23 protein-coding genes are annotated in these 26,437 nt (G+C 73.5%); 14 read left to right on the plus strand and 9 right to left on the minus strand.

Annotated elements, in window-relative coordinates:
- The first annotated feature begins 54 nt into the window (after positions 1 to 54).
- Positions 55 to 1,104 carry a helix-turn-helix domain-containing protein gene (locus IG86_RS43105; RefSeq protein ID WP_157854883.1) on the plus strand — a complete coding sequence of 350 codons (1,050 nt, stop codon included), beginning with the start codon at positions 55 to 57 and terminating at the stop codon, positions 1,102 to 1,104.
- A gap of 60 nt (positions 1,105 to 1,164) precedes the next feature.
- Here the strand turns inward: IG86_RS43105 and IG86_RS0126175 are convergent, their stop codons facing one another.
- The gene (locus IG86_RS0126175; RefSeq protein ID WP_030828794.1) at positions 1,165 to 2,070 is read right to left on the minus strand and encodes a LysR family transcriptional regulator; all 906 of its coding nucleotides are present in this window, start codon (positions 2,068 to 2,070) and stop codon (positions 1,165 to 1,167) included.
- Positions 2,071 to 2,208: 138 nt separating this feature from the next.
- Between IG86_RS0126175 and IG86_RS0126180 the strand changes: the two genes are divergently transcribed.
- The 10 genes from IG86_RS0126180 (at position 2,209) to IG86_RS44590 (ending at position 14,305) form a co-directional block, all read left to right on the plus strand.
- Positions 2,209 to 3,027, plus strand: coding sequence for an inositol monophosphatase family protein (locus IG86_RS0126180; protein ID WP_030828797.1), 819 nt, complete (start codon positions 2,209 to 2,211; stop codon positions 3,025 to 3,027).
- A gap of 73 nt (positions 3,028 to 3,100) precedes the next feature.
- Entirely contained in the window at positions 3,101 to 3,697 is a 597-nt protein-coding gene (locus IG86_RS0126185; RefSeq protein ID WP_030828800.1) for an NADPH-dependent F420 reductase, read from the plus strand.
- Between the two features lie 159 nt (positions 3,698 to 3,856).
- A complete protein-coding gene (locus IG86_RS0126190) occupies positions 3,857 to 4,468 on the plus strand; it encodes a 2Fe-2S iron-sulfur cluster-binding protein (protein ID WP_045936550.1) in 612 nt (203 codons plus the stop codon).
- A complete protein-coding gene (locus IG86_RS0126195; RefSeq protein WP_030828806.1) occupies positions 4,465 to 5,484 on the plus strand; it encodes an FAD binding domain-containing protein in 1,020 nt (339 codons plus the stop codon). The genes IG86_RS0126190 and IG86_RS0126195 overlap by 4 nt, the downstream gene beginning before the upstream one ends.
- Positions 5,485 to 5,513: 29 nt before the next feature.
- Positions 5,514 to 7,625, plus strand: a complete 2,112-nt coding sequence (locus IG86_RS0126200) for a xanthine dehydrogenase family protein molybdopterin-binding subunit (RefSeq protein WP_030900100.1) — start codon at positions 5,514 to 5,516, stop codon at positions 7,623 to 7,625.
- Positions 7,626 to 7,865: 240 nt separating this feature from the next.
- Positions 7,866 to 8,141, plus strand: a complete 276-nt coding sequence (locus IG86_RS43110; protein ID WP_157854884.1) for a hypothetical protein — start codon at positions 7,866 to 7,868, stop codon at positions 8,139 to 8,141.
- Positions 8,142 to 8,710: 569 nt separating this feature from the next.
- Positions 8,711 to 10,327: a vWA domain-containing protein gene (locus IG86_RS0126210; RefSeq protein WP_030900104.1), complete on the plus strand. Its 1,617-nt coding sequence runs from the start codon at positions 8,711 to 8,713 to the stop codon at positions 10,325 to 10,327.
- 1,141 nt (positions 10,328 to 11,468) lie between these two features.
- On the plus strand, positions 11,469 to 11,702 hold the full coding sequence (locus IG86_RS0126215; protein ID WP_030652784.1) for a hypothetical protein: 234 nt from the start codon (positions 11,469 to 11,471) through the stop codon (positions 11,700 to 11,702).
- Positions 11,703 to 11,911: 209 nt separating this feature from the next.
- Positions 11,912 to 12,706: a DUF4328 domain-containing protein gene (locus IG86_RS39050; RefSeq protein ID WP_051785411.1), complete on the plus strand. Its 795-nt coding sequence runs from the start codon at positions 11,912 to 11,914 to the stop codon at positions 12,704 to 12,706.
- Between the two features lie 111 nt (positions 12,707 to 12,817).
- Positions 12,818 to 14,305, plus strand: coding sequence for a serine/threonine-protein kinase (locus tag IG86_RS44590; RefSeq protein WP_051785412.1), 1,488 nt, complete (start codon positions 12,818 to 12,820; stop codon positions 14,303 to 14,305).
- 39 nt (positions 14,306 to 14,344) lie between these two features.
- On the opposite strand, the gene IG86_RS0126230 is transcribed toward IG86_RS44590, so the two are convergent.
- From IG86_RS0126230 to IG86_RS0126240, 3 genes are all read right to left on the minus strand, one after another.
- Positions 14,345 to 15,244, minus strand: coding sequence for an inorganic polyphosphate kinase (locus IG86_RS0126230; RefSeq protein ID WP_030828817.1), 900 nt, complete (start codon positions 15,242 to 15,244; stop codon positions 14,345 to 14,347).
- The gene (locus tag IG86_RS0126235; protein WP_030652773.1) at positions 15,241 to 16,254 is read right to left on the minus strand and encodes an SPFH domain-containing protein; all 1,014 of its coding nucleotides are present in this window, start codon (positions 16,252 to 16,254) and stop codon (positions 15,241 to 15,243) included. Before IG86_RS0126235 ends, IG86_RS0126230 begins: the two co-directional genes overlap by 4 nt.
- A gap of 137 nt (positions 16,255 to 16,391) precedes the next feature.
- Entirely contained in the window at positions 16,392 to 16,736 is a 345-nt protein-coding gene (locus IG86_RS0126240) for a hypothetical protein (RefSeq protein ID WP_030900113.1), read from the minus strand.
- Between the two features lie 182 nt (positions 16,737 to 16,918).
- On the opposite strand from IG86_RS0126240, the gene IG86_RS0126245 reads away from it, so the two are divergent.
- Positions 16,919 to 17,953, plus strand: coding sequence for a hypothetical protein (locus tag IG86_RS0126245; protein WP_078906040.1), 1,035 nt, complete (start codon positions 16,919 to 16,921; stop codon positions 17,951 to 17,953).
- A gap of 45 nt (positions 17,954 to 17,998) precedes the next feature.
- Here the strand turns inward: IG86_RS0126245 and IG86_RS0126250 are convergent, their stop codons facing one another.
- Positions 17,999 to 18,532 carry a CAP domain-containing protein gene (locus IG86_RS0126250; RefSeq protein WP_234316039.1) on the minus strand — a complete coding sequence of 178 codons (534 nt, stop codon included), beginning with the start codon at positions 18,530 to 18,532 and terminating at the stop codon, positions 17,999 to 18,001.
- 319 nt (positions 18,533 to 18,851) lie between these two features.
- Here IG86_RS0126250 and IG86_RS0126255 point away from each other — a divergent pair, with 319 nt between their 5' ends.
- On the plus strand, positions 18,852 to 20,027 hold the full coding sequence (locus tag IG86_RS0126255; RefSeq protein ID WP_030900118.1) for a cytochrome P450 family protein: 1,176 nt from the start codon (positions 18,852 to 18,854) through the stop codon (positions 20,025 to 20,027).
- Between the two features lie 55 nt (positions 20,028 to 20,082).
- Here IG86_RS0126255 and IG86_RS0126260 read toward each other — a convergent pair whose 3' ends face one another.
- From IG86_RS0126260 to IG86_RS0126275, 4 genes are read right to left on the minus strand one after another with little or no spacing between them, the layout of a single operon-like run.
- Positions 20,083 to 21,093: a Rieske (2Fe-2S) protein gene (locus tag IG86_RS0126260; RefSeq protein ID WP_030900120.1), complete on the minus strand. Its 1,011-nt coding sequence runs from the start codon at positions 21,091 to 21,093 to the stop codon at positions 20,083 to 20,085.
- Positions 21,090 to 22,109, minus strand: a complete 1,020-nt coding sequence (locus IG86_RS0126265) for a phytoene/squalene synthase family protein (protein ID WP_030828835.1) — start codon at positions 22,107 to 22,109, stop codon at positions 21,090 to 21,092. Before IG86_RS0126265 ends, IG86_RS0126260 begins: the two co-directional genes overlap by 4 nt.
- A complete protein-coding gene (gene crtI / locus IG86_RS0126270) occupies positions 22,106 to 23,626 on the minus strand; it encodes a phytoene desaturase family protein (protein WP_030900123.1) in 1,521 nt (506 codons plus the stop codon). The genes IG86_RS0126265 and crtI overlap by 4 nt, the downstream gene beginning before the upstream one ends.
- On the minus strand, positions 23,623 to 24,990 hold the full coding sequence (locus IG86_RS0126275) for a polyprenyl synthetase family protein (RefSeq protein ID WP_045936542.1): 1,368 nt from the start codon (positions 24,988 to 24,990) through the stop codon (positions 23,623 to 23,625). The genes crtI and IG86_RS0126275 overlap by 4 nt, the downstream gene beginning before the upstream one ends.
- A 221-nt stretch (positions 24,991 to 25,211) precedes the next feature.
- Between IG86_RS0126275 and IG86_RS0126280 the strand changes: the two genes are divergently transcribed.
- Positions 25,212 to 26,426: a lycopene cyclase family protein gene (locus IG86_RS0126280; RefSeq protein ID WP_037849145.1), complete on the plus strand. Its 1,215-nt coding sequence runs from the start codon at positions 25,212 to 25,214 to the stop codon at positions 26,424 to 26,426.
- Positions 26,427 to 26,437: the final 11 nt, after the last annotated feature.

A 26,437-nucleotide genomic window follows, 5' to 3' on the forward strand; every position in this document is an offset into this window, starting at 1 on the left:
GAAGTGGCCATGCACGGTTGTGGGGGCGCTGTGAAGGCGGTCAAAATCCCCGGCATGATCGAAACCGACCCGCACGACCGGACTCCGGCCCGCACGCAGTACGACGGCAGGGCGGTGATCCACCCGGCCGCCGCATCGGCCGCCGACCCGGCCTCCGTACTGCGCGTGCTCATCCAGCGCCGACAGGCCCTCCTGCACCGGGAATCGGCGGAGTTGAAGTCCCTGCGCACCTATGCCGACCTACTGGCCCACGAGCTGCCACCGCCGCCCGCCTTACCCTCCGGACCCCCGGCCGGCATCGAGATCGTCACCGGCGCCGAAGCCGTCGGGGCCCGCCTCGACGCCGTGCTCGACTCCGCCGAGACGGAAGTGCTCGTCCTCGACCGCGGCGCGCTGAGGGCGTCCCGGTCACCCGCGTCACCCGCGTCACCCCCGTCCCCCGCGGACGCGCACTCCGCGGACGCGGGCGGGGGCGCGGCAGGAGGGGCGGGGGAAGTGGGGGAGACGGGGGCGGCGGGGGAGGCGGGCGCGGACCGCATTCGCCGTCTGCTGGCCCGCGGCATCACCGTACGGACCGTCACCGACCGGCGCGGTACCGATTTCCCCGAACGGGCCAGGGAACTGGTCGCCCTCACCCGACTCGGCCTCCAGGCCCGGATCGGCCGGCGCCTGCCCACCGGCCTGGTCCTCGTGGACCGCCGCATCTGCCTGCTGCCCCCGCCCCCCGCCGACGACGAAGGGGCCGACGGGGCGGCCCTGGTCTTCGGCGACTCCCTGCTGCACCGCGCCGCACTACCGCTGTTCGAATCCCTGTGGGCGCGCGCCACCCCCGTCGGCAGCCCCGGCAGCCCCCTCACGGCGGGCCAGCGGGAACTCCTCGGGCTGCTCGCCTCCGGCCTGAAGGACGAGACCATCGCACGCCGGCTCGGCGTGCACGTGCACACCGCCCGCCGCCGGATCACCCGCATGCTGGAGGAGCTCGACGCCGACACCCGCTTCCAGGCCGGCGTCCAAGCCGCCATCCGCGGCTGGCTGCAACCCGACCCCACCTCGAACGCCGCCCCAGAGCCGCCGGGAACCCCCCGACCGGCAGGGGCGAACTGATCCACCATCAGGCGACTCGGCCCGGGGCGCGGAGAGGACGAAGCCGCCGTACCGCGCCGCCTACGACCCCCCGCCCAGAGCCAGCGCGTCCCGAGCCAGCCCGCGCAGCCAGGCGTGGGCGGTGTCGGTGTCGTAGCGCTGGTGCCACGACAGGTACACCGGCGCCGAAGGCAGTTCGAGCGGCAGGGGGAGCACGACCAGGCCGAGAGCGGTGGCCAGGGAGCGCGTGGTGGCTTCGGGAACGCTGACCACCAGATCGCAGTCGCGCGCGAACGCGAAAGCGGCCGCTTCGGTGGGCGCGGTCGCCACCACCCGGCGGCTGAGGCCGACCCGCGCGAGGGCGTCGTCCAGGGCGTTGGCGAGGTTCCCGCGTCGCGAGACGGTGACGTGCTCCGCCGCGGCGTACCGCTGCGCGGTGAGCGTCCCGTCGAGGGTGAAGGGATGCCCCCGTCTCACGACGATGACGAGGCGGGTCTCGCCCACCTTCTCGGCGCGGATGTCCGGTGCGCCCGGGCGGTTGGCGTTCGCCTCCAGGTCGACCTCGCCGCGGCGCAACCCGGGCGTGTCGACGCTCGATTCCGCGACGAAGCGCAACCGCACGCCCGGGGCCTGGCCGCGTACGGACGCGAGCAGCGCGGGCCCGCTCAGGGCGACCAGGGAATCGTGCCAGCGCAGCGTGAAAGTGCGCTCCAGCGTCGCCAGATCGAGTTCACGACTCGGTGCCAGGACCCCCTGGACCTGGTGCAGCAGCTCGTGCACCTGTGCCCGGACGGCGATCGCATACGGCGTCGGGGTCATCGTGCGGCCGGTGCGCACCAGGATCTGATCCCCGGTGGTGTGCCGGATCCGGCCCAGGCTCCGACTCATCGCGGGGGCGGTGACGTGCAGGCGCGCGGCCGCCCCGGCCACGCTCCCCTCCTCCAGCAGCGCGTCGAGCGCGGTGAGCAGGTTCAAGTCCAATTGCATGTCAGTAATCCTAGAGGTTCCTGACATGCATTTGAAGTTAACGTTGCGGCTCCCTACCGTTGAGGCGAGAGCGCACGACGGAACGCGCGGCCCGGACCGGCCGACCTCACCATCCCCTCCTCAGACAGGAGCACCACCATGTCCGAAACGCTTCAGACCGAGGCCGTCACCACCCCCGACGCCCACCTGCTCGCCGAGACCGTGCTCGCCGTGCGCACGGCCGGCTCGGCGCTGCGCGAGCGGTTCGGCGAGGTGGTCCCCTACGAGACCCGCGAAGAGCTGATGCACGCGCTCGCCGCCAACGACGACACGGCCCTCGCCATCCTGCGCCCCCACCTCACGGACCTCCGCCCGGAGGCCGGCTGGGTGGAGGACGAGCTCGACGGCGGCGCGCTGCCGCCCGGCGAGTGGTGGGTCGTGGACCCGGCCGAAGGCAACGTCAACCACCTGCACGCCCTGCCGGAATGGGCGGTCACCGCCACCCTCGTGCGCGACAACCAGCCGGTACTCACCGTGGTCCACCTGCCGTTGACCGGAGAGACCTACACCGCGCTCACCGGAGCGGGCGCCCACCTCGACGGCCGGCCCCTGCGCGTCAGCAAGACCGCGAACCTCGACCTGAGCATCGTCGCCACCAGCCAGGCCCGGCCGGACGAGGACGAGGAGGTCGTGCGGCGCGTCGGCCGCTCGATCACCGCGATGCTCTTCGACGCACTCGTCGTGCGCACCGCCGTGCCCGCGACCCTGCACCTGGTGAACGTGGCCGCCGGCAGGGCGGACGCCTTCTGGCAGTTCGCCGGGGCCCGTGCGGACCTGCTGCCCGGGGCGCTGCTCGTCCAGGAGGCCGGCGGACGGATCTCCGACGCCGAGGGCCGCCCCTGGACCCCCCAGAGCGGCAGCTTCCTGGCCGCCGCACCCGGCGTCCACGGCGAGGCCGTCGTGACGCTCTCCCGCTGACCCCTCACGAGAACCACAGCGACCGAACGACCGAACGACCGAACGACCGAACGACCAAGAGAAACGGATCGTCATGAACCAGATCGCCATACTCGGCAACGGCCGCGTCGGCAGCAACCTCGCCGCCGCCCTCACCCGGGCAGGACACCAGGTCGCCGTGGCGGACCGCGCACCGGGCGCCGCCGCCGATGCCGCCCGCAGTGCCCGGATCGTCATCAACGCCACACCGGGCGCCGGCTCACTGGAACGTCTCGCCGCCCTGCGCGAGGAATTGCGGGGCAAGATCCTCGTGGACGTCTCCAACGCCACCACCGACGGCCCGGACGGACTGCCCGCCGACCTCCTCCACCCGGGCTCCAGCCTCGCCGAACAGCTCCAGGAAGCGCTCCCCGAAACCAGCGTCGTCAAGACGCTCAACACCATGCTCTTCTCGGTGATGACCGCACCGGCCGCGCTGACCCAGCCGCCGACCGCGTTCCTCTCGGGCGAGGACCCGCAGGCCAAGCAGACCGTCCTCGAACTGCTCACCGACCTCGGCTGGCGGCAGGAATGGATCACCGACCTCGGCGGAATCCAGACCGCCCGCGCCACGGAGGCCGCGATCCTGTTCGTGCCGCATGTGATCCGCGCCGCCGGATTCTCCCCCTTCGCGCTCTCCATCGCCCGCTGACGCCGGCCCGCCGACCCGCACCTTCGGAGGGGCGCGGCGAGCCGCTCCGAGGTCGCCACGTCGAGGACGTATGTCGCGGCCGGGCCGGGGAAGACGCTGAGGCATACTTCCCATAACCGGACATGGAGGACGGTCGTGGCTGCACGTGAACGCAATCCCCTGCGACAGCAGCAGGCCGCCCCACCGTCCGCCCCCGGCCCGGTCCACTCGCGCGTCGCGCTCCGCGTCAACGGCCGGAGCCACGTCCTCGACCTGGACAACCGCGTCACCCTCCTCGATGCCCTCCGGGAGCGGCTCGACCTGACCGGTTCCAAGAAGGGCTGCGACCACGGGCAGTGCGGAGCCTGCACCGTCCTCGTCGACGGCCGGCGCGCCAACAGCTGCCTGCTGCTGGCCGTGACCCTGGACGACTCCGAGATCGTCACCGTCGAGGGGCTCGCCGCCCCCGACGGCGCCCTGTCCCCCCTCCAGCAGGCCTTCCTCGACCACGACGCCTTCCAGTGCGGCTACTGCACCCCCGGCCAGCTCTGCTCCGCCGTCGGAGTCCTGCGGGAGGCCGCCGCCGGACACCCCTCCCACGTGACCGGCGCGGACGCCCCCGCCGACACCGCCCGCCCGGTCGTCCTGAGCGCCGAGGAGATCGCGGAGCGGCTCAGCGGCAATCTCTGCCGCTGCGGCGCCTACAACGGGATCGCCGAAGCCGTGGCCGCCTGCGCCGCCGCCGGGACCCCCGACCGGACCCCGCCCCCGACCCCGGACGTGATCGCGTGAAGCCCTTCGCCTACGTACGGGCCACCAGCCTCCAGGAAGCGGCGGCCGCCTACGCGAGCCACCCCGGCTCCCGCTACATCGGCGGCGGCACCAATCTGGTCGACCTCATGAAGCACGACGTGGAGACCCCCGACACCCTCATCGACCTCACCCGGCTGCCCCTCCACGACATCCGGGAACTGCCCACCGGCGGGCTCCGGGTCGAAGCCGGTGTGTCCAACACCGACCTGGCCGTGCACCCCCTCGTCCGCACCCGCTACCCCGCCCTGTCCCAGGCCCTCCTGGCCGGCGCGTCCGGACAGCTGCGCAACGTCGCCACCACCGGCGGGAACCTGCTCCAGCGCACCCGGTGCCCGTACTTCCAGGACGTGTCCAAGCCCTGCAACAAGCGGGAACCCGGTACCGGATGCGCAGCCCGCGACGGAGTGCACCGCGACCACGCCGTCCTCGGCCACTCCGAGCACTGCATCGCCACCCACCCCTCGGACATGGCAGTGGCCCTCGCCGCCCTCGACGCCGAGATCGAGCTCTACGACGGCGAGCACGGAACCCGCCGGGTGGCGGCGGCCGGCTTCCACCGGCTTCCCGGCGAGCACCCCGAACGGGACACCGTCCTGCGCCCGGGCGAGATCGTCACCGCCGTGCTCCTGCCCCCGCCCGCGCCCGGAGCCGTCTCCCTCTACCGCAAGGCCCGCGACCGCGCCTCGTACGCCTTCGCCCTCGCCTCGGTGGCCGCCGTCCTCGCACTCCACGACGGCCGCGTACGCCACGTCGCCCTCGCCTTCGGCGGCCTCGCCCACCGGCCCTGGCGCGCCACCACCGCCGAGGAACGGCTCACCGGCGCCGTACCCACCGACGAGGCCGTACGGGAAGCCGTCGACGCGGAGCTGGCCGCGGCCCGGCCCCTGCCCGACAACGCCTTCAAGGTCGCTCTCGCCCGCAACCTCGCCCGAGACGCCGTCGCAACGCTGGTCCGCTCGGCCCCCGGCGCTCCGCCCGCCCGCCCCCAGCCGTGACCGCCCCCCGAACGGAAAGGGGACACGCGATGCCCACCACGCCCGACACTCCGTCCGCCCTCGGCAGCCCGGCCCGGCGCAGCGAGGGACGCGAGAAGGTCACCGGAGCCGCCCGCTACGCCGCCGAGCACACACCCCCCGGCTGTGCCTACGCCTGGCCCGTGCCCGCCACGATCGCCCGCGGCCGCGTCACCTCCGTCGACACCGCCCCCGCCACCGCCGTGCCCGGTGTGATCGGCGTACTGACCCCGTACGACGCGCCCCGCCTCGGCGCGGCCGACGACCCCACCCTGCGCCTCCTCCAGGACCTGAGCGTGCCCCACCGCGGCTGGTACGTGGCCCTGGCCGTCGCCGACACCCTGGAGGGTGCGCGGGCCGCCGCCGCCACGGTCCGCGTCACCTACGAGACCGACCCCCACGACGTCATCCTCAGCGTCGACCACCAGCGCGCCTACACCCCCGAAGAGGCCAACGGAGGCCACCCCGCACACCGCGAGCAGGGGGACCCGGACGCGGCGCTCGCCGCCGCACCCGTACGGATCGACTGCGCCTACGCGGTGGCGCCCCTGCACAACCACCCCATGGAACCGCACTCCGCCACCGCCGACTGGGACGAGGAACGTCACCACCTCACCGTGCACGACTCCAGCCAGGGCGCCGGACCCGTCCGCACGGCGCTGGCCGCACTCCTCAAGCTGACCGACGAGGACGTCACCGTCGTCTCCGAGCACGTCGGCGGCGGATTCGGCTGCAAGGGCACCCCGCGACCGCACGTGGTCCTGGCGGCGATGGCCTCGCGCCGCTACGGCAGGCCCGTCAAACTCGCCCTCCCGCGCAACCACCTTCCCGCCACCGTCGGCCACCGCGCGCCCACCCTGCACCGCATCCGGCTCGGCGCCCGGACCGACGGCACCCTGACCGCCCTGACCCACGAGGTCACCACCCACACCTCCCGCGTCCGCGAGTTCGTCGAGCAGGCGGCGGTGCCGGCCCGCGTCATGTACGCGGTGCCCGACATGCGCACCATCCACCGGGCCGTCGCCCTCGACGTGCCCACCCCGTCCTGGATGCGCGCCCCCGGCGAGGCCCCGGGCATGTACGCCCTGGAATCGGCGATGGACGAGCTGGCCGAAACCCTCGGCATCGACCCGATCGAGCTGCGCGTGCGCAACGAACCCCGTACCGAACCCGACAGCGGCCTCCCCTTCAGCAGCCGCCACCTCGTCGAGTGCCTGCGCGAGGGTGCCGAGCGGTTCGGCTGGGCCGACTGCCGCGAGCCCCGTCGGCAGGGCCCTCACCTCATCGGCAGCGGAGTCGCCGCCGCCACCTACCCCGTGCTCGTCGCGCCCTCCACCGCACGGGCGCACGCCCTCCCCGACGGCGGCTACCTCGTCGAAATCAACGCCACCGACATCGGAACGGGCGCCCGTACGGTCCTGGCCCAGGTGGCAGCCGATGCCCTGCGGGTTCCGCTCGACCGTGTGTCCGTCGCCATCGGACACACCGGCCTGCCCGCGGCCTCGCTCGCCGGCGGTTCCTCGGGCACCGGCTCCTGGGGCTGGGCCGTCCACGACGCCTGCACCGCCTTGACCGCGCGCCTGGAGCGCCACCACGGGCCGCTGCCGACCGTGGGGCTGTCCGCGTCCGCCGACACCACCCAGTCCGCCAAGCAGAAGTCCCCGTACTCCCGGCACGCCTTCGGCGCGCACTTCGCCGAGGTGCGGGTCGACACGATCACCGGGGAGGTCCGGGCACGGCGCATGCTGGGCGTCTTCGCCGCCGGCCGCATCCTCAACCCGCTCACCGCACGGTCGCAGTTCAAGGGCGGCATGGTGATGGGACTCGGCATGGCGCTGACGGAACACAGCACGATGGACGCGGAGTTCGGCGACTTCGCCGAGAGCGACCTCGCCGCCTACCACGTCCCGGCGCACGCCGACGTACCCACCATCGAGGCACACTGGATCGACGAACACGACAAGCACCTCAACCCCATGGGCAGCAAGGGGATCGGCGAGATCGGCATCGTCGGAACGGCGGCCGCGATCGGAAACGCGTTCTGCCACGCCACGGGGCACCGCCTGCGCGAACTGCCCCTGACACCGGATCGCGTACTGACCGCACTGGGCGGCGCCGGCTGACGACGGGAGGCGAGCGCTTCCTACCTCGTCATCGGCTGCGGGGTCGGCGGCAGCGCTGTGGGCCTCGGCGGCTTCGCAGTCGGCGCGACGCCGGGTGTCGGCGTGGCGGGCAGGCCCGGTGTCGGGCCCGAAGCGCAGCCCGGGCCCGGCGTGATGACAGGGGTCGGGACCGGGTCGGGTGCGGAGGCGGCCATCGGCGCGCGGGCCGGGACCGGTGCGGAGGTCGGGAGCCGCGTGGGGGTGGGACTCGGTGCGCGGGTCGGGGCCGTGGTGGGGGCGGCGCTCGGTGTCGGAGTCGGCGTGCAGGCCGGGTCGGGCGTGCACGCGGGGCTCGGTATCGGGTCGGGCTCGGAGGCCGCGATCGGGGCGAGCGCCGGGGGCGGTGTGGAGCCGGGCTCGGTGGTCGGGCGCGGAGTGTGGACGGGAGTCGGCGTGCCGGTCGGGTCCGGTGTGCGGCTCGGAGCGGGCGTGCAGGTGGGACTCGCTGTCGGAGCCGCGGTCGCGGTGCGTGCCTGAGCCATGCCCGTCGCGAGAGGCAGGGCGGCGACTAAGCCGGACACCGCAACAGCGGCCGCCAGCCCACGAGTTCGGTGAGTGCGCATCAGGTTCCCCCCGGGTCTGTGCTGCCCGGCGCTGTCGCCGGGCAAGATCGAAAGGGAGCCAACACGCTCCGCTGCCGACCCGCAAGTTCAGGATCGCGCCCCCCGGGGGGAGGGGGCAGCACGTACGACGTAGGCCCCGGTCTCCTTGAGGATGCCGGGGCCTTGATCGAGCGCTGGGCAGGCCTTGCACCTGCATTCCCCCACGGGAAGTGGGGTGTCTTTCCTTGGACCACCAACGCGAGTCCCGCCGGCCGGTGTCCCGGCCGCGAGTACAAGATCGATCATATCCCATGGCTCGGGCGGGACCGTTCGACGCCCGTTCGGGGTTGCCCTCCGCGACGTCATCGTGTCCAGATCTCCGCCAGAGCTTGACGTTCCGCCTGCCGTTGTCCTTTCGAGACGCGTTCGCAACACCCCCGTCGGTTCCAACTCCCCTTCTCGGACGTCACATTCCCAGACACTGCCCGTTCGAAGGGGGACACCATGACGTCGCGCACACCCATCCGCGGCCGCAGTCGCAGCCGTAACCACAACCGCGACCGCCGGGCGGCGAGACCGGCCGTGCTCGCCGTGCTCGCCGCCGCGGCGGTGCTGCTCTCCGGGTGCAGTGCCTCCGACAGCGGCCACGACCGCAGCAGCGGCGCCTCCCAGGAGGGCGGCCGGGGGACTCGCGGCGCCAACCCCGCTCCGGCCCCCGCCCAGGGCGCGCCCGGCACCGCCGACCGGGCCGACGGAACGCCGGAGGGCGAGGACGACGGCCGCCGCACCGCGGCACCGCCCGCGGACTACCTCTCCACCTTCGCCCTCGACGTGGACACCGCGAGCTGGGGCTACGCCCGCCGGACCCTCGCCGACGGAAACCTCCCGGACCCCGAGACCGTTCGCCCCGAGGAGTTCGTCAACAGCTTCCGCCAGGACTACCGGCAGCCGGACGGCAACGGCTTCTCCGTCACCGTCGACGGCGCCCGCGCGGACGCCGCGGGCTGGTCCCTGATGCGCGTCGGCCTCGCCACCCGGGCCGGCCTCGGCCAGGACCGGCGCCCGCCCGCCGCCCTCACCTTCGTCGTCGACATCTCCGGTTCGATGGCCGAGCCCGGCCGCCTCGACCTGGTCCGCAAGTCTCTGGACCTGATGACCGACCGGCTGCGCGGCGACGACTCGGTCGCCGTCGTCGCCTTCAGCGGCGAGGCCCAGACCCGCCTCCCGATGACCCGTTTGGAAGGCAACCGCAAGCGGGTGCACGAGGTCGTCGACGGGCTGCGCCCCACCGACTCCACCAACGTGGAGGCCGGTGTCACCCGCGGCTACGACACCGCCGTCGAGGGCCGTCGGGCCGGCGCCACCAACCGCGTCGTCCTGCTGTCCGACGCCCTCGCCAACACCGGTACCACCTCCGCCGACGCCCTGCTGGAGCGGATCGACGGTGCCCGCCGCGACCACGGCATCACCCTCTTCGGGGTCGGCGTGGGCAGCGACTACAACGACTCGTTCATGGAGCGGCTGGTCGACAAGGGCGACGGGCACACCGTCTACGTCTCCGACGAGGAGGAGGCCCGCAGGGTCTTCTGCGACGAGCTGCCCGCACAGGTCGAACTGCGAGCCCGTGACGCCAAGGCCCAGGTCTCCTTCGACCCGCGCAACGTGGAACGGTTCCGGCTGATCGGCTACGACAACCGGCGCGTGGCCGACGACTCCTTCCGCGACGACTCCGTGGACGGCGGCGAGGTCGGCCCGGGCCACACGGTGACCGCGCTGTACGCGGTGCGGCTGCGGCCGGGCGCTTCCGGCCACGTGGCCACCGCCACGGTCCGGTGGCTCGACCCCGACGGCCGGGCCCCGCACGAGGAGTCCGGCCGGGTCGAGGCCTCCGCGCTGACCGGCGGCTGGGAACAGGCCGCACCCCGCTTCCAGGTCACGGTCGCGGCGGCGTACCTGGCCTCGTCGCTGCGCGAGCGGGGAGGCGGCTGGGAGGCGGTTCCCGGCGCGGTCGGTCTGGGCAGGCTGTCGGAGATCACAGCCCGACTGGCCGAGCGGACCGAGGACCCCGAGGTCCGTCAACTGTCCGAGGCCGTACGCAACGCCCGTCGGCTCCTGGGCTGACCGACGGCCAACCGGCCAGGGTCGTCGGGGCGGGCGGGCGAGCGCCCGCCCCTTCGCCCGGTGCGCGTCTGCGACATCTCGTAGTCCACTCTCGCGAGAACGGCGCGCAGTGTCCGGGCCGCGGTCGCTGTCTTCCGGGAGCAGCGAAAGGCCCTGACGCAGACGGCGGATCGTCGACAGCTCGACCCGGCCTGGACCGAGGGCGTCGATCAACGCGCCGACCGCGTGGAGGGCCCAGTACTGGCTGAAGTGCATCTCCTCCGTCAGGGCGGCCTCCACCAGTGCCTTGAGGTACTGGCCCTCCGGCCGCGCGTACAGGCGCGCGTACGCGGTCAGGCGCGTCCCGCCGCCGTCGGAGCCGAGCGCTGCGGGCAGGTCCATGTCGGTCAATTGCGGGGTGAGCCTCACCAGCTCGGCGAAGATCTGCTCCTGACGGTAGGTCCGTCCGGGACCGGAGGGTTCAGTCCGCCGTAGCTCTGTGAAGGCTCGGGTGAGCTGTGCGACCTTCTCCGTCGGCGAACCACCGGGGACGTTCTCGCTGGCCGAGGTCACCAAGGCGACGCGAGCCTGCCGGGCTGCGTCATCGGCTGCCTGCCGGACCTCCTGCGTGCGCTGCTCAGTTGCGTCGATGCGCTCCTGCAGCCGGCGGTATTGGAGCTTGGTGCGAGATTGCGCAGGCGATCGGCCTCTTCCTCGGACCGCCTGCGTTCACCGGTTCGGTCATGGCTCAAGCGTGACAGAAATGTGTCTGTGTGGCTGCCGTCCTCGCGGAGGCCGGGCGGACGCGATCGCCCACGAGTTGAGGTCAACGGACTGGTCCACGACCACGGCATCGATCAGGTCGTCAATGTGAGCAGCTGCCGCGGGGGGCCGGTGAATGAGGTCGACGGGGTTTGGGGCAACGCCCGTCTTACGGACTCGTGATACCCCTCGCGCGGGTCTCGGTGAGTGCGCCTGGCCTTGGCGCTGAGCGATGTGGGGGCTCGCCCCCGTTCCTGCGCGGGCGCGGAGGGGCGCTCCCCATGCTGCGGTTCGGCCGGAACGGCAGGCCCACCGCTGCGTGAAAATGGTGCACAGCTGCACGGCTTTGATGCAAACATGGTGCACATCGATTTCCAGGGCCCCAAGGAAGGACGTCACCATGGATCAGCAGCAGCTGCCCGCACACCCCGACAGCGAGCGGTACTCCGTGACCCTGTGCCCGCCGGCGGTGACCATCGTCTCCGAGCTGACCGCCGCGAGCGGCGTCAGCAAGTCCGACGTGATCAACCGGGCGGTGCTCCTGCTCGGCTTCATCGAGAACGAGCGGGCCAAGGGCAACGACCTCATGATCCGCGACACCGCCGGGGCGCTGGAGCGCATCCACATCATCTGAACGACGGCTCCCCACGGACGGTCAGGAGTAGGCACCTGCGGTGGCCCCGGTTCCGCTTCCAGGCGGCCAGGGCCACCGTCTCCGTACTCTCTGACCAGCAGAAACCGCCTGGACTGCGGGCAGGGGACCGGCATATCTTCTCCGGGGCCCCCGCCCGCCGGGCCGGGGCCCGTCCGCATGTCATCCGTTCCCGTGGGGGGTCCACCGTCATGTCCTTCAGCGCGCCCGGCTCACCGCCGCCTCCGCAGCCGTACCCGCAGCCCGGTCCGGCCCCGTACCAGGTGCCCCAGCAGGGCTACGGCTACCCCGGTGGGCCCGTCCCCATGGCTCCGCCCGCGCCCCAGGGCGAGCTGCGCTCCCCGAAGGGCCTCGCGACGGCCCTGACCTGGCTGCTCGGTGCCGCGGCGGGTGTACACCTCTTCTCCGCCGGAGCCGGCGCGTACGAGCAGTCGTGGATGCGGGGGTTCGCGGGGGACACCCACTTCGACGACCTCGAAATCGGTCTGTCCGCCGCGCTCACCATCGTCGCCGGACTGCTCCAGGTGCTCACGGTGCTGCCCACCATCGTCGTCTTCATCATCTGGTTCCACCGGGTGCGCAGCAACGGCGGCATCTTCCGCCCCGATGCCTTCACCCTCGGCCGCGGCTGGGCCATCGGCGCCTGGTTCATCCCCGTGGCGCACTTGTTCATGCCCTACCAGATCGCCCGGCAGACCTGGCGGGCCAGCACCCAGCGCGGCCCCGACGGCTCCGACCGCACGGCGCCCGCCGGGCTGCTGACGTCCTGGTGGGTGGTCTGGGTCCTCGCGGCGACCGGGGGCCGCGTCTTCAGCCGGATCTACATGGGGGCCGACACCGTGGACGAACTGCTCGCGGCCGGGAAGCTCGGGATCGTCTGCGACCTGGCCACCATGGCCGCCGGCGTGCTCGCCGTCCTCTTCGTCCGCAGGCTGACGGCGATGCAGAACACGATGGCGACCGAGGGCCCGTACGCGCGGGCCTGACGTCACCGTGGGCCTTGGCCACCGCCTGCCGCTGCCCACCGCCGTCCGCTGGTCCGTCGGCTGTCCCGGGGGCCGTTTTCAGGACCAGGCGGGTTGGGTTACGTTCCGGGCGTGACTCACGATCGCGGACGACTGCTGGCCGGACGGTACCGGCTGGCCGAACTGCTCGGCCAGGGCGGCATGGGGACCGTCTGGCGGGCTCATGACGAGCAACTCGACCGGGAGGTCGCCCTCAAGGAACTCCGGCTTCCCGACGACCTCGACGCGTCCGGGCGCGAGGCCTGGATCGGCAGGCTGGACCGCGAGGCGCGCGCGGCCGCCCGGCTGAAACACCCGGGGGTCATCACCGTTCACGACCGGACAACCGGCGACGACGGCCGGCCCTGGATCGTGATGGAACTCGTCCACGGCCGGTCCCTGGACGACCTGATCAAGGACGAGGGTCCGCTTGCGCCGGCCAGGGTGGCCAGGATCGGCCTGCAGGTCCTGGACGCGCTGCGCGCCGTACACGCCACGGGCGTCACCCACCGCGACATCAAGCCCGCAAACGTGCTGCTCGAAGGCGACCGGGTGGTGCTGACCGACTTCGGGATAGCCGCGGTGGAGGGCGAGCCCGGCCTGACCCGTTCGGGAGCCCTCATGGGGACCCCGGTCTACATGGCCCCCGAGCAGGTGCGGGGGCTTCCGGCGACCGCCGCGTCCGACCTGTGGTCCCTGGGCGCGACGCTGTTCACCGCCGTGGAGGGGCAGCCGCCGTTCAGCGGCTCCGGGTCCTGGGCCGTCTTCGTCGCCGTCGCCACCGAGGAGCCGGCCCCCGCCGTCCGTGCCGGGGAGCTGGGCCCCGTACTGACGGGCCTGCTCCGCAAGGACCCGGCGCAGCGCCTCACCGCACAGGAGGCGTACGACCTGCTCGTCGGACCGGCGGGCGGAACGGATCCGTCCCGGCCGGACCCCGCCCCGACCTCCGCGTCCACGCTGCGGCTCGGAGCCCCGCAGGGCGGCGGCCCCGGAGCCGGACGGCCGACACCGCCGGCGCCCGGGCCCGTCCGCCCTGCCCGGCGGAGGTACTTGGCGGGCGGCCTGGCGGCGGCCTCGGTGGCCGCAGTGATCGCGATGCCGTGGTGGTTACCGGCGTCCGGATCCCCCGACGACGGCACCGGGCGCACCCGCGCGGGCGACGCCACGGCGCCCACCCTCCACTCCCCGTCCCCGTCTCCCTCCTCCGCCACTCCGGCTGCGCCACCCGTCCCCACCACCGGTCCCACCCGCACCCCTCTCGACCGCCAAGCCGTCGAGAGCGTCTTCGCCCTCTACATGAACGGCCTGGCCGACCACGACATGACCTCGCTGCGCCGAGGCACCTGCCCCCGGCTGAGAGCGGGCCTGCTCGGATTCGTCCTCAACGGCTATTTCGTGGACCGCTGGGAACTCCAGCCCTACGAGGTCCCCCCGAACATGAACCAGCTCAGCGTGGAAGCGAGGATCACGCGGCGCGATCCCGAGACCGGGAAGCCCGCAGGGGACGTCCTCAACCAGTGGATCATCGAGCGGGACGCGGACCAGCAGTACTACGTATGCGGCTGGCTCAACGAGGAGTGACGCGGCCGTCCGTCCTGCGCACGGCCCGCGCCGCCGCCTTTACGTCACCAGGCGCAGCGACGTTTCCGCGATGCCCAGCCGTACGCTCTGACCCCAGGTCAGTTCCAGGGCGTCGGACTCCATTCCGTCGCCGAACACCACGATCCGGTCCGACTCCACGGTCAGCCGCAGGCCCTGTCCCCGCCCGAGTTCGCCGGTGACCCGCGATGTTCCGGTCGCGGGCGAGGGCCAGGCCTCGCGTACGAACCACAGGAGCCGCTCCTCGCACGGTGCGGGCAGCCCCGTGGTGCCGCCGCGCTCCAGCCACAGGGAGCGCAGCCAGCCGGTGGCGCCCGTGCCGGTCCCCACCAGCACCCCGGAGGACGCCTGCGCCTCGCCCGGGCCGTTCTCGCCGTCGGGGCCCAGGCGGTAGCGGGCCGTCTGGTGGCCGGGCGGGCCCAGGTAGATCTCGTTCAGCGCGAGCAGGCGCTGGGCATCGTCGGCGACGGCCTCGACCATGGTCAGCTCCTCCGCCCGGCCCCCGGCGGCGGTCGCGGCACGCAGCAGGGGGCCGGCGTCGGCGCAGCGGTGACGGACCAGCACCCCCGGATTGCGCCCCGGGTCGGTGTCGATGCCCACCACCGGCTGCCCGGAAAGGTACTTCGCGGTGTTGGCGACCAGACCGTCCTGGCCGACCACGACCACCACGTCCTCCGGGGCGAACAGGAAGCGGTCCAGGTCCGCCCGCTCCACCCGGGAGCTGCGCCAGGTCAGCGGTACCGCCGCCGCCACGTCCCGCAGCGCCTGCCGCGTACGGTCGTGGCGGCCGACCACCTCGTCGATCGAGCGGCCCCGGCTGGAGAGGAAGAACGCCGCCTGCCCGTGCGTGCCGTGCCGGGCGAGCAGCTCCTCGTACTCGGTCCTGCGGTGTACGAGTACCGCCCGCGGGGCCAGGCTCACGCCCCCGCCCCGCCTTCCGGACGCCCGAGCCTGGTGAGGAGGCCGGTCAGGACGTCGGGGGAGAGCGTGATGCTCTCGATCCGCGGCAGGTTCTCCGCCAGCCGGGTCGCGGCCAGGGCGTGCAGCGTGCCCGCGTCGGCTTCGCCGTGCACCCGCAGCCAGGCGGCCTGGGCCTCGGCGCGCGCCGCGCCGACCTCGCGCGCCGCCTCGGCGTCCGCGCGGGCCAGGCGGACCTTGCGGGCCGCCTCGGCCTCGGTCCTGACCCTGTCCGCCGCCGCCTGTTCCTCGGCCTCACGGCGGGTGTTGATGCCGCGCTGATCGACCAACTGCTCCTCGCGCCGAGCCAGTTCGATCTGACTGGCCAGCTCGTTCTCGGCGATGGCGCGTTCGCGCTCGACGGCCACGGCCCGGCGTTCGTAGGTGGCCCGGTCCGCCTCCTGCTGGATCTGCTCGCGGGCCGGGGTGCGCAGGGCGCGCTCCACCTCGGCCTCGGGACGGATCGCGACGACCCGCACGGCCACCACGTCGATGCCGGTGGCCGGGAGCCGCGGCTCGGCGGCGAGCCCGTCGGCGACCCGCTGGCGTACGGAGGCGACGCCGTCCACCAGGGCGTCCGCCAGCGGGATGCGGGCCAGTACGTCCAGCGTGTGCTGCTGCGCGGTCTCGGTGAGGAGGGTGGCGATCTGCTCCAAGGGCGATCCGCGCCAGCTCCCGGTGTCCGGGTCGACGGAGAAGTCGAGCCGCTCGGCCGCCTGGGCCGGGTCGCTGATCCGGTAGGTGACGGTGGCCTGCACGGTGACGTCCTGGAAGTCGGCCGTACGGGCGTGGAACGCCATGGCCAGCTCCCGGTCGTCGACCGGCACTTCGGACAGCGCCGCCGACAGCGACCGGTACCAGAAGCTGAGCCCCCGCCCGTCGTGGACGAGCCGGCCGCGCCTGTGGTGGCGGATGTGGGCGGTGGGCGCGGAGCGCAGATGACGCCAGCCAAGGCGCCGGGTGATGTCGGCCATGGCGAACCCCCTTCATTTCGTCAGTGCGACGATAACGGGAGCGGGGAATATCGTCAAGGAGACGACAAGCGTGGGGCCGGCCGGGCGTCGATCACGCAAGGGGGGTAGGGCTCCCGCCAGGGGCGGCGGCACCTGCCTCACCGGCCACCGTGGGGACCGGCCGGTGGCTGCCAGTTGGGCCGCGGCCCGGTGCGGAAGCGGGCAGCGCGCAGTCTGTTGGCTTCACGTCCGAGGAACGTCGCGCCGGAGACGAGCGTCGCGATGAACGACACCGTCACCGTGGGGAGTCGCCACGTGTTGTCGGCTCCCGCCACGGTCAGCCACGCGGAGGCTGAGGCCGCTGCCAGCAGGAGCAGCGCTCCGACCCTCTTGCCGTGCGACAGTCCGCCGCTCACGGCGGCGAACGCGTATCCGAGGACCGCGCCCGGAGCGGCGGCCGCCAGGACGCCGACCGCCAGGAACACGAACAAGGCGATGATCATGCAGCGCCGCCCCTCTGCTCGTCGTGGAAGCCGGTCACGAAGAAGGGCGGATCCCGTTCCCGTCGCTCTCGCCGGTTCATCGGGAACCGCCATGCCAGATGAGTTGAACGCGTTCAAGACGCTTCGGGGGTGGGCCGGGAACCGTCCGGCCTGCGCGGTCGTCGGTTACGGATGTGACTGAAGTGATACCTACGCTGTCTGCCGACCACCGTGAACTGATCTCCGACCTGTCGGGGATCGTCAGCGACTACCCCTATGTGGATCCCGAGTCGACCCTCGCCGTCCTCGCCGACGACGCGGCGGAGGCGCTCGGCCGCGACGCCACCTCCCCGGAGGGCCGCAGGGAGCGGACCGGGTACACGATCCTGCTGCACGCCACCTGCTGGTACGTCTCCGCACGCGTCTTCAGCAAGTCCCTGTTCGCGTCGTACACGCGGGCCCTGGACGGACTCCGTGCGCAGTCGGACCGGACCGCCTGCGCCTGCCCGGGAGGCGTCAACCCCGCGGACCTGGACGCCGAGTACGAGGTCGAGGCCGGAGTGAGCCTGCTGACCGAGGCCGGCCGGGCCGCGTTCGCCGAGGACTACGGTCTCGACGAGGACGAACTGGCGGCCTTCGACTGCGGGGTGTTCCTCGCGGACCTCGCCGACGAGGCCCTGGGCCGCCTGCGCGAGGCGCACCAGGAGCTCTTCGGCAGCATTGACGTCTCCCATCTGGACGCGCAGTTCGTCCGGGACGACGGCCGCCTCGACATCGCCGCCATGCAGAAGGGGATCAGCCGTAGCTGGGAGCACAACACCGGCCCGGTCGCCCTGTGGTCCGCCCGCCGTTGGCTCACCGGACAGGTGCGGGACGAGGAGCGGATCGGCCTGTTCCTGTGCCTGTGGATGGGCATCGCCCAGTCGTACGGGGGGCTGCCGCCCTCGTACGCGCGCGACCTGGCCGCCGCGCTCGCCACCATCGACCTGGACGTCTCCTGCGAGCATCCGCAGCACCCCTGGTCCACCGTCGGCGACACCGCGCGGTCCCGGTACCGCGCGGTGGTCCACCTGTACGCGCCGGACGACCACCCCGACACCCCGGTGCCCGCCGAGCTCTCGGCCCGCGAGCTGTGGGAATGCCCGGTGCAGTACGCCCAGTTGGCGCGGGAAGCGCTGAAGAACCTCGAAGGGTGGCGCACCATGCGCGGCGGCGACGACGAGGACTGGGAGGACTGACCGGTACGGAGGAACCCACGGCCGGATGCAGGACCGGGGGAGCGGTCACTGCTGGCAGCGGCCGAAGGTCACGACGTAGGTTCCGGCCTGGCTCGCGCCGGCGCCGGCCGGGTCGGCCGAACCGGGCTGGGCCCAGGCGCCTATCTCCCGCATCGACGGATCGAGGATGATCTGGCGGTGGCCCCACGTGCTGACGTTCATCCACCAGTTGACCGCGGCATTCGGTGTTCCCGAGCCGCCCCAGCCGGTGTACGTGATTTCGGCGACGCCCCATGACCTGGGGTTCGGGCAGTAGCCCGCCGCCTTGATCCGGCTCTGCGGGGTCGAGCCGGTCTGCGGGTTGCGGTGGGAGTCCTTGCCCGGTCCCCACCACTTCAGTTGCACGGCGGCGGCGGAGTGCTGCTGCGCCGCGGTCGTCAGGGCCTGGTTCGTGGTGAGGGCGGGCAGCCCCCGTTGCGTGCGCTGGGCGTTGATGAGGCAGATCACCGCATTGCGCGCGGCGGCGTCGTTGCTGCTGCTCGGGGCGCGGGCAGCGGCTGCGGCGTCGCACGCGGCGGCCGTCGCCGGCGCCGCCGACACGGGTAGCAACGCAGCCGACAGGACTCCGGCGACAGCGAGGTTCCGTGCGGTTCTGGTGAGTGAAGCGTGCCTGTCCAAGGAGGTCCACCTCCTGCGAACACGAACTGTGGTTTCCGGCGGTGGAGGTGTGCCACGTCGCGCCAGTGGCGGCACATGGCATCGCCCGCCGCTACGGCTTCACCTCCAGGTTGCCAGCCGATCCGCCGACCCGCCATCCGGGCCCCCGCCCACACCTTGGCCAGGGGGCCGCCCTGCGCGCGGGACCCGAACTGCGCGTCGCTGACGTCGCGCCGGCGGCTCCTGCTGCAGCCTCAGGGGTATGACCAACCCACTGCAGGACCCGCGGTTCTTCCAGGACCCCTACCCGGTGTACGACGAGCTGCGCAGCGCCGGCCCCGTCCAGAAGGTGCCGGCCGGCTCCGGCGGACACCACAGCTACGTCGTCACCGGCTACGCCGAGGCGCGGGAGGCGTTCGCCGATCCCCGGCTTTCGAAGGACACCGGCCGCTTCTTCGCCGGCCGGCCTTCGGGGCGCAACCTGCACCCGGCGGTCTCCCAGAGCATGCTGGCCACCGACCCTCCGCAGCACACCCGCGTGCGGAAGGCCGTGGGGCCCGCCTTCACCGCAGGGCCGGTGGCTCGGCTGCGCCCCTGCATCACCGACGTGGTCGACGGGCTGCTGTCCGACTGGGAACCAGGCATGCAGGTCGACCTGGTGGCGCGCCTCGCCGTCCCGCTGCCCGTCACGGTGATCTGTGAACTCCTCGGCGTTCCCGACAGCGACCGGAGCACGGTCGCCCAGTGGTCTAACGACCTGTTCGCCGCCGGCCGGCCCGATCGGATCGACTCCGCTTCCCACTCCCTCGCCGGCTACATGGCCCAGCTCGTGGCATCGAAGCGGAGCGCCCCCGACGGGGGACTCCTCCACGACCTGGTCGTCCTCGATGACGAAGGCCGGCTCACCGAAGCCGAAGTGGTGTCGCTCGCCGTGCTGTTGCTCGTCGCCGGGCACGAGACGACGACCAACTTCATCGGCAACGCCCTCCTCGCGCTCATGCGGCATCCTGACGCGCTCGCACGGTTGCGGGAAGCACCCGAACTCATCCCGACCGCCCTCGACGAACTGCTCCGCCTCGACTCTCCCGTCGGCATCGCCACCTTCCGCCACAGCACGGAAGCCCTCACCCTCGGCGGCACGGACATCCCCGCGGGCGTGCCCGTTCTCATCGCACCGGGCGCAGCCAACCGCGACCCCGCCAGGTTCGCCTGCCCCGACCGGCTCGACCTCGCCCGTGAAGCCACGTCGCACCTGGCCTTCGGGCACGGCATCCACCGCTGTCTCGGAGCCCCGCTGGCCCGGGCCGAGGGCGAGATCGCACTGCGCGCCCTGCTCACCCGCTTCCCCGCGATACGGCTCGCCGTGCCCGGCGAGGATCTGCGCTGGCGGCAGACCCGCCTGATGCGCGGCCTCGAAGCGCTCCCGGTCCTGCTGTAGGGAGTAGGAGCACGCCCCCGCTTCTCATCACGCTGCGGCGTGGGGTCATTTCGCCTCAGCCCGGGAACCGGCCCGTCGAGCGCAGGGACCAGCGGCGTTCGGCGTAGGCGAGGTCGTCCCGCCACAACCGGGCCGCCGCCGCGCGCATCACCGGGCGCAGCAGCGGGGCGGCCCGCCGGACGAACGCGAAGCCCGCGCGGTCGGAGGCGGCCACGACGGCTTCGATCACCGCCGTGCGGGGACGGCCCCGGTCGTCCGGCCCGAGCGGGGTCGCGTGGGTCTCCACCGTCGAGCCCGCGCCCTCCCCTCCGGTGATCCGCATGACGACGGTCCGCGGTTCGGGCGCGGCGAACGTCGCCCGCACCGGCACCACGAGCCGGCCGGCCACCTTGAAGGAGACCTCGACCTCCAGGTGGTCCGGGCCGTCATCCGCCTCGGGTGAGCCGACCACCGTCAGGTCCACGAACGAATAGGGGTGGAGCCAGGCGCCGTGCCACGGATCCAGCCGGTTGGCGACGACGTCCTCGGGCTCGCAGACCCCGGTGCCTTCGTACACGGCCGTCACCCCGCGGGCGGGGGCCGGGCGGCCCGGTACGACGGGGGCGTCCAGCGGCACCTCCCCGCCGATCTCGTCGAGGCGCACCCACAGGAGGATGCCGTCGTCGAACGCGGGCAGTGGCTCCCAGCCCGCGAACGCGGAGCCGTCGAGGGCGAGTCCGTGCCAGTGGCACACCAGCGTCCCGCACCGGACGGGGCTGTCCGCGAGGGGCGCTCCGAGGTGCGGGCAGACACCGGGTCCCGCGTGCAGCCGCCCGTCGGCGCCGCGCCAGAGGACCAGCTCGTGGTCGGCCACGGTACGGGCCAGCGGCCGGTCCTGGCTCAGGTCGGCGGTCGCCCCCACGACGTACCAGTTCCCCGACGGCCGGGCCTGCGCCCGCTTCAACGCCTCGGCGATCAGGCTCGGCCTCGCGTCGCGCCAGGTCGGGCGCTGCCGGTCCCACGCAACGGGCTCGCGGCGCAGCGAGAGGGGGAGCCGGGACCTGCGTGCGGACGGTTGCGGATTCACACGACCTCCTGCGAGACCGGTCGGGACGGGTCGGCGGGGGGAGCCGGGGGCACGGGCGGGCGCATCGCCGCGGAGCGCCCGCGGTGGCGCAGCCTGGCCGCCGCCAGCCGGACCAGGCCACCGGCCGCGACCGCGGCGCGTCGGCGGCGCGGTACGACGGCGCGGCGGTGGAGCACGGCGTAGCCGTCCCGGGCGACGGCGTCGAGGATGCTCCCGTAGAGGACGTACGCGGTGCGGATGCAGGGCCGGGAGACGGGGGCGAGCATGGCGAGGCCGGGCCGTGCGTCCGCGTAGACGCGGCGGGTGAGCGCCTCGAACTCCCTCAGGGCGGCCAGTACCCGGCGGTCTTGACGGCCCGTGTCCCGGCAGCGGCGCAGCAGCTGCCGGTCGGCCCCGTGCGCGGCGAGCAGGTCGGCCGGCAGGTAGACGCGCCCCCGGTCGAGGTCTTCGCCGACGTCGCGGAGGAAGTTGGTGAGCTGGAAGGCCACCCCGAGGGCCGCTGCGTGCGGCTCGGCCTCCCCGGGCGGCACCACCGTGCCCAACACCGGCAGCATCTGCAGGCCGATCACCGCGGCCGAGCCGTGCATGTAGGCGCGCAGGTCGGCGTAGGTGGGGTAGTCCGTCACCGTCAGGTCGGAGCGCATCGCCGTCATGAAGTCGTGGAAGTGGCGGTGATCGATGGCGTATCGGCGGGCGGTGTCGGCGAGGGCCAGTACCACGGGTTCATCGCCGTCCTGCCGGCGCAAGCCGCTGTGCAGACGCTGCTGGAGCGCTGCCAGGCGGGCCCCGCGCAGGCTGCTGTCGCCGGTGTCGGGGCCGGTCGCGTCGACGATGTCGTCGGCCCACCGGGCGAAGCCGTACAGGGCGTGCACGGCGGGCCGGTGTTCGGCGGGGAGCAGGCGGGTGGCCAGGAAGTAGGTCTTTCCGTGTGCCGCGTTGAGTTCCCGGCACCGGTGGTACGCGGCGCGCAGTACCGGGTCGGTGATGCCCGCGGCGTCGAGTTCGCGTGCGGTCAACGGGTCGCCCCCTCGATGTGGGTGGAGGGGCGCCGGGACGTGCCGGTGATCCGGGCTGCCGCCAGTTTTCCCGACACGAGCACGGTGGGCACGCCCACGCCGGGGGTGGTGCCGCAGCCGGCGAGGACGGCGTTCCGGGTGCCCCGGACCAGGTTGCGGGGCCGGAAGGGCCCCGTCTGCAGGAAGGTGTGGGCCACGGAGAAGGGGGTTCCGGCGCCGTGGCCCTGGTCCAGCCACTGCGCCGGGGTGACCAGGCACTCGTCCTCGATGGCCGCCTCGATGCCGTCGAGGCCGCGTCGTTCCAGCTCGCGCAGGAGATCGGCCCGGTAGCGCGGGCCGAGTTCGCCCCAGGCGGCGCCGCCCGGCCCGATCCGGGTGTTGGGGCAGGGCGCGAGGATGTAGTGCAGATGGCGGTCCGGTGGGGCGAGCGTGGGGTCGGTCGCCGTGGGCCGGGTGATGAGGAGGGACGGATCGCTCATCAGGCGGCCACGCCGGGTGAGTTCGTCGAACGTGGTGTGCCAGGCGGCGCCGAACGAGATCGTGTGGTGGGCCAGGAGCGGCCAGGTGCGGCGCGTGCCCGCGTGGAGCACGACGGCGGAAGGGGAGTGCCGCAGCCGCACCGGCCGGGCGGGACGGCGGCCGAGGAGCCGGTAGGTGACGGGCAGGTCGGGGGTGAGGACGACCGCGTCGCACGGGATGCGGTCCTTCGCGGTGATGACGGCGGTGATCCGTTCGCCGGAGCGTTCCAGCCGGGTCACCGGCTCGCCGAACCTCAGCTCGGCGCCCGCGTCGGCCGCGGCGTCCGCCATGGCCTGCGGCAGGGCGTGCATGCCGCCGCGCGGGAAGTACACCCCGGCCACCGTGTCCATGTACGCGATGACGGCGTACGCGGCGAGTGCCCGGGCCGGTGGCACGCCCGCGTAGAGGGCCTGGAAGGTGAACACCCGCCGCAGCCGCTCGTCGTTCAGGAAACCACCGATGCGCCGGTCCATCCGGCCGAAGCCGCCGAGCGCGGCCAGCCGGGCGAGGTCACCGGTGAGCAGGTCTAGGGGGGAGTCGAAGTTCGCGTCGATGAAGCGGCGCATCTGGGCCCGGTGGAGCTGCTCCAGCCAGGCGCGCAGCCGCAGGTAGCCGGCCGCCTCACCCGCACCGGCGAACCGCTCGACCTCCGCGGCCATCGCCTCGCCGTCGGTGTGCACGTCCAGGGCGCTGCCGTCCGCGAACGACGCCCGGTAGGCCGGGTGCAGCGGGATCAGGTCGACCCGCCGGTACAGGCTGTCGCCGACCGCCGCGAAGGCTTCGTCGGCGAGGTCGGGCATGGTCAGCACGGTGGGCCCGGTGTCGATGCGGTAGCCGTTCAGATCGAGGCGTCCCGCCCGCCCGCCGGGCAGAACGTCCCGTTCGACGACGGTCACCCGGCGACCGGCGCCCAACAGGTGGAGGGCCGCCGACAGGCCGGCGAGACCGGCCCCGACGACCACCACGTGGTCGGTGCGGCCGCGCACGGTGCGCGTCACCGCCGGGCCTCCGGCGCCGCCGAGCCCTCCGGGGGCCCGGCGGGTGCGGGACGTTCGCCGTCGGGCGGGCCGTCCGTGGCCCGGGAGGCCGTCGCCGCGGTCAGCAGCCCGCGCAGACGGGACTTGGCACCGGAATCGGGGAGGGCGCCGTCGAAGTGGCGCAGTCCCCGGGCCGACAGGCGGGCGATCTTCGTCTCGACCGCCTGTCGGGCGCCGGTCCGTACCAGGACGTCGCGCACCTCGTCGAGACCGGCGGGCGTCAGGTCCTCATCGCCGAGCGCCCGTTCGAGTACCGTCATGGCCGGCCGGTCGGCCGCGGCCTCGGCGCGCGCCAGCGCCAGCGCGGCCAGAAAGGTCGGCTTTCCGTTGCGGATGTCGTCCCCACAGCTCTTGCCCGTCAGGTGGGGGTCGCCGAAGACGTCGTCGAGGTCGTCGCGCAACTGGAAGGCCATGCCGACACAGCGCCCCGCGGAGCACAGCGCCCGCGTGGTGCGGCCGTCCGCGCCCGCCATGGCCGCGCCCAACGCGAGGGGCCGCTGGACCGAGTACAGCGCGCTCTTGAGGTGCGCGGCGCGCAAGGCCTGCGGCCGGGAGCGTGAGCCGGTCAGCTGGCCCTGGAGGTCGAGGAACTGGCCCGCCACCATCTCCGTGCGCATGTCGCTCCACACCCGGCGCACTGTGCCCGCCGACGCCGCGTCGAGCGCCGTCTCCGCCACGACGTCGTCCGCCCAGGCGAGTGCGAGGTCCCCGGCGAGGACCGCGGACGCCTCCCCGAAACGGGCGGTACGGTCCGGCGGCGCGGAACCGGCGTAGCGGTTGCGCAGATCGGCGTGCAGGGTCGGCCTGCCGCGGCGCAGTGCCGATCCGTCCATCAGGTCGTCGTGGACCAGGGCGCAGGTCTGGAGCAGTTCCAGCGCCGCCCCGATGCGCAGGGTCGCGGCAACGGTCGGCTCGTCGCCTCCGCCGCAGGCGCGCATCGACCACCAGAGGAGCTGCGAGCGGGTGCGCTTGCCGCCTTCCCGGGTGAAGCGTGCCACGCGTCCGGCCAGTTCGACGGCGAAGAGGGTGTCCAGCGCACCGGCCCGTGCGAGCCGGTCGGCGAGGACCTGCTCCAGTGCGCCTCCTACGGTACCGGCCACGTCTTCGTCGACGGCGCCGGCCGCCGGGACACCGGTGCCTGCCGGGGCCTTCGTGCCGTACGCCGTGCGGGCGTCCGCCGTACGGGCGTGCGCCGTACGGGCGGCCGCCGGGTCCGGCGGCCGCTGCGGCCGCTTCGGCCGCGGTGAGTTGTCCGACGAAGCCGTCAGGCGGGGGACGGGCGACGGCGCGGCCGCAGAAGGGTCCTTCGCCTGGATCGGGCGCATCCCGGTTCCTTTCGTCGTGGCTGCGATCGCTCTCACGGGTCTTCGGTCCCTTCCCGTGATACGGATGCGGTTCGACGTAGATGCCCGATTCATACATGAATGCCATCATGTGGACGCGGCTGACCAGGTGACCTGCGGGCCATGACCGCATCCGATCCGGCGCCGGGGCAGGAATTTCCACGTGGTGCGTGCCGGCGAAAAATCGGATGGAGGGAGCAGCCGTGCTGAAGGCGGACGTTGCGGTGATCGGGGCGGGAGCCGCCGGATTGTCGCTGGCCCACCGGCTGAGCGGACACCTGCCCGGGGTGCCCGGCGCCCTCACCCCGTCCGTGATCCTCATCGACGCGCCGCCCGGCCCGCTGCGCCCGAGGCCGCGCACCTGGTGCTTCTGGGAGTCCGGACGCGGCCGCTTCGATGCCGCGGTGCGCTCGCAGTGGCGGCACCTGCGGGTAAGGCCGCCCGCCGGCCCCGCCGTCGAGGCCGACATCGCGCCGCTGCGGTACAAGATGATCCGCTCCGACGACTTCGAGTCCCTCGTGTCGCGGCACCTCGCCCACAGCCCCAACGTCCGGCGCCTGGAAGCGACCGTGGACACCGTCGAGGAGATCCCCGCCGCCGCGGGGGGCGGAGCCCGCGTGCTGATGACCCCGCCCGGCGGCCCGGCCCGCGCCCTGGAGGCACGCTGGGTGTTCGACTCGCGTCCCCTGGGCAGTCTCCCGGCCGCCCGCACCACCCTGCTGCAGCACTTCCACGGCTGGTTCGTCCGCACGGCCCACCCCGCGTTCGACCCCCGGACCGCCGAACTGATGGACTTCCGCACGCCCCAGCCCGCCTCCGGACTCTCCTTCGGCTACGTCCTGCCCACCGGCCCCCACGAAGCCCTCGTCGAATACACGGAGTTCTCCCCGCGCGTCCTGACGGCGAGCGGCTACGAGGCGGCTCTGCGGCACTACGCCGCGGACGTCCTGTCCCTCTCCCTCGGCGACGTGGAGATCGTCGCGGCCGAAACCGGCGTCATCCCCATGACGGACGCCCCCATGCCACGACGGGTCGGCACGTCGGTGTTCCGGATCGGCGCCGCCGGCGGAGCGACCCGCCCGTCCACCGGGTACACCTTCGCCGGACTCCAGCGCCAGACACGTGCCGTCGCCGCCGCGCTGCGCCAGGGCCGCAGGCCCGTACCCCCGGCCGCGCACTCCGTGCGGGCCCGCGCCATGGACTCCGTACTCCTGCGCGCCCTGGACAGCGGCCGCGTCGACGGCCCCGAACTGTTCTGCCGGCTGTTCACCCGCGTACCGGCGGTCCGGCTGCTGCGCTTCCTCGACGGGCGCACCAGTCTGTTCGAGGACCTGGCCGTCGGCCGGCACGCACCCGTCGGCCCCATGCTGCGCACCGCCGTCGAACTGCCCGGACTGCCCCGCCGTGCCGCCACCTGACCCGCTTCCGC

Origin of the sequence: Streptomyces virginiae, assembly GCF_000720455.1 — a bacterium.
In the GTDB taxonomy this organism is placed as follows: Bacteria; Actinomycetota; Actinomycetes; order Streptomycetales; family Streptomycetaceae; genus Streptomyces; species Streptomyces virginiae.

What these genes read in the sequence shown, in the direction of transcription:
- IG86_RS0126215 (WP_030652784.1), top strand. Translation starts at nt 11,469, where the DNA reads ATGGATCAGCAGCAGCTGCCCGCACACCCCGACAGCGAGCGGTACTCC.
- IG86_RS0126180 (WP_030828797.1), top strand. Translation starts at nt 2,209, where the DNA reads ATGTCCGAAACGCTTCAGACCGAGGCCGTCACCACCCCCGACGCCCAC.
- IG86_RS0126200 (WP_030900100.1), top strand. Translation starts at nt 5,514, where the DNA reads ATGCCCACCACGCCCGACACTCCGTCCGCCCTCGGCAGCCCGGCCCGG.
- IG86_RS43105 (WP_157854883.1), top strand. Translation starts at nt 55, where the DNA reads ATGATCGAAACCGACCCGCACGACCGGACTCCGGCCCGCACGCAGTAC.
- IG86_RS0126275 (WP_045936542.1), bottom strand. Translation starts at nt 24,990, where the DNA reads ATGCGCCCGATCCAGGCGAAGGACCCTTCTGCGGCCGCGCCGTCGCCC.
- IG86_RS0126175 (WP_030828794.1), bottom strand. Translation starts at nt 2,070, where the DNA reads ATGCAATTGGACTTGAACCTGCTCACCGCGCTCGACGCGCTGCTGGAG.
- IG86_RS0126210 (WP_030900104.1), top strand. Translation starts at nt 8,711, where the DNA reads ATGACGTCGCGCACACCCATCCGCGGCCGCAGTCGCAGCCGTAACCAC.
- IG86_RS0126185 (WP_030828800.1), top strand. Translation starts at nt 3,101, where the DNA reads ATGAACCAGATCGCCATACTCGGCAACGGCCGCGTCGGCAGCAACCTC.
- IG86_RS0126240 (WP_030900113.1), bottom strand. Translation starts at nt 16,736, where the DNA reads ATGATCATCGCCTTGTTCGTGTTCCTGGCGGTCGGCGTCCTGGCGGCC.
- IG86_RS39050 (WP_051785411.1), top strand. Translation starts at nt 11,912, where the DNA reads ATGTCCTTCAGCGCGCCCGGCTCACCGCCGCCTCCGCAGCCGTACCCG.
- IG86_RS0126255 (WP_030900118.1), top strand. Translation starts at nt 18,852, where the DNA reads ATGACCAACCCACTGCAGGACCCGCGGTTCTTCCAGGACCCCTACCCG.
- IG86_RS0126235 (WP_030652773.1), bottom strand. Translation starts at nt 16,254, where the DNA reads ATGGCCGACATCACCCGGCGCCTTGGCTGGCGTCATCTGCGCTCCGCG.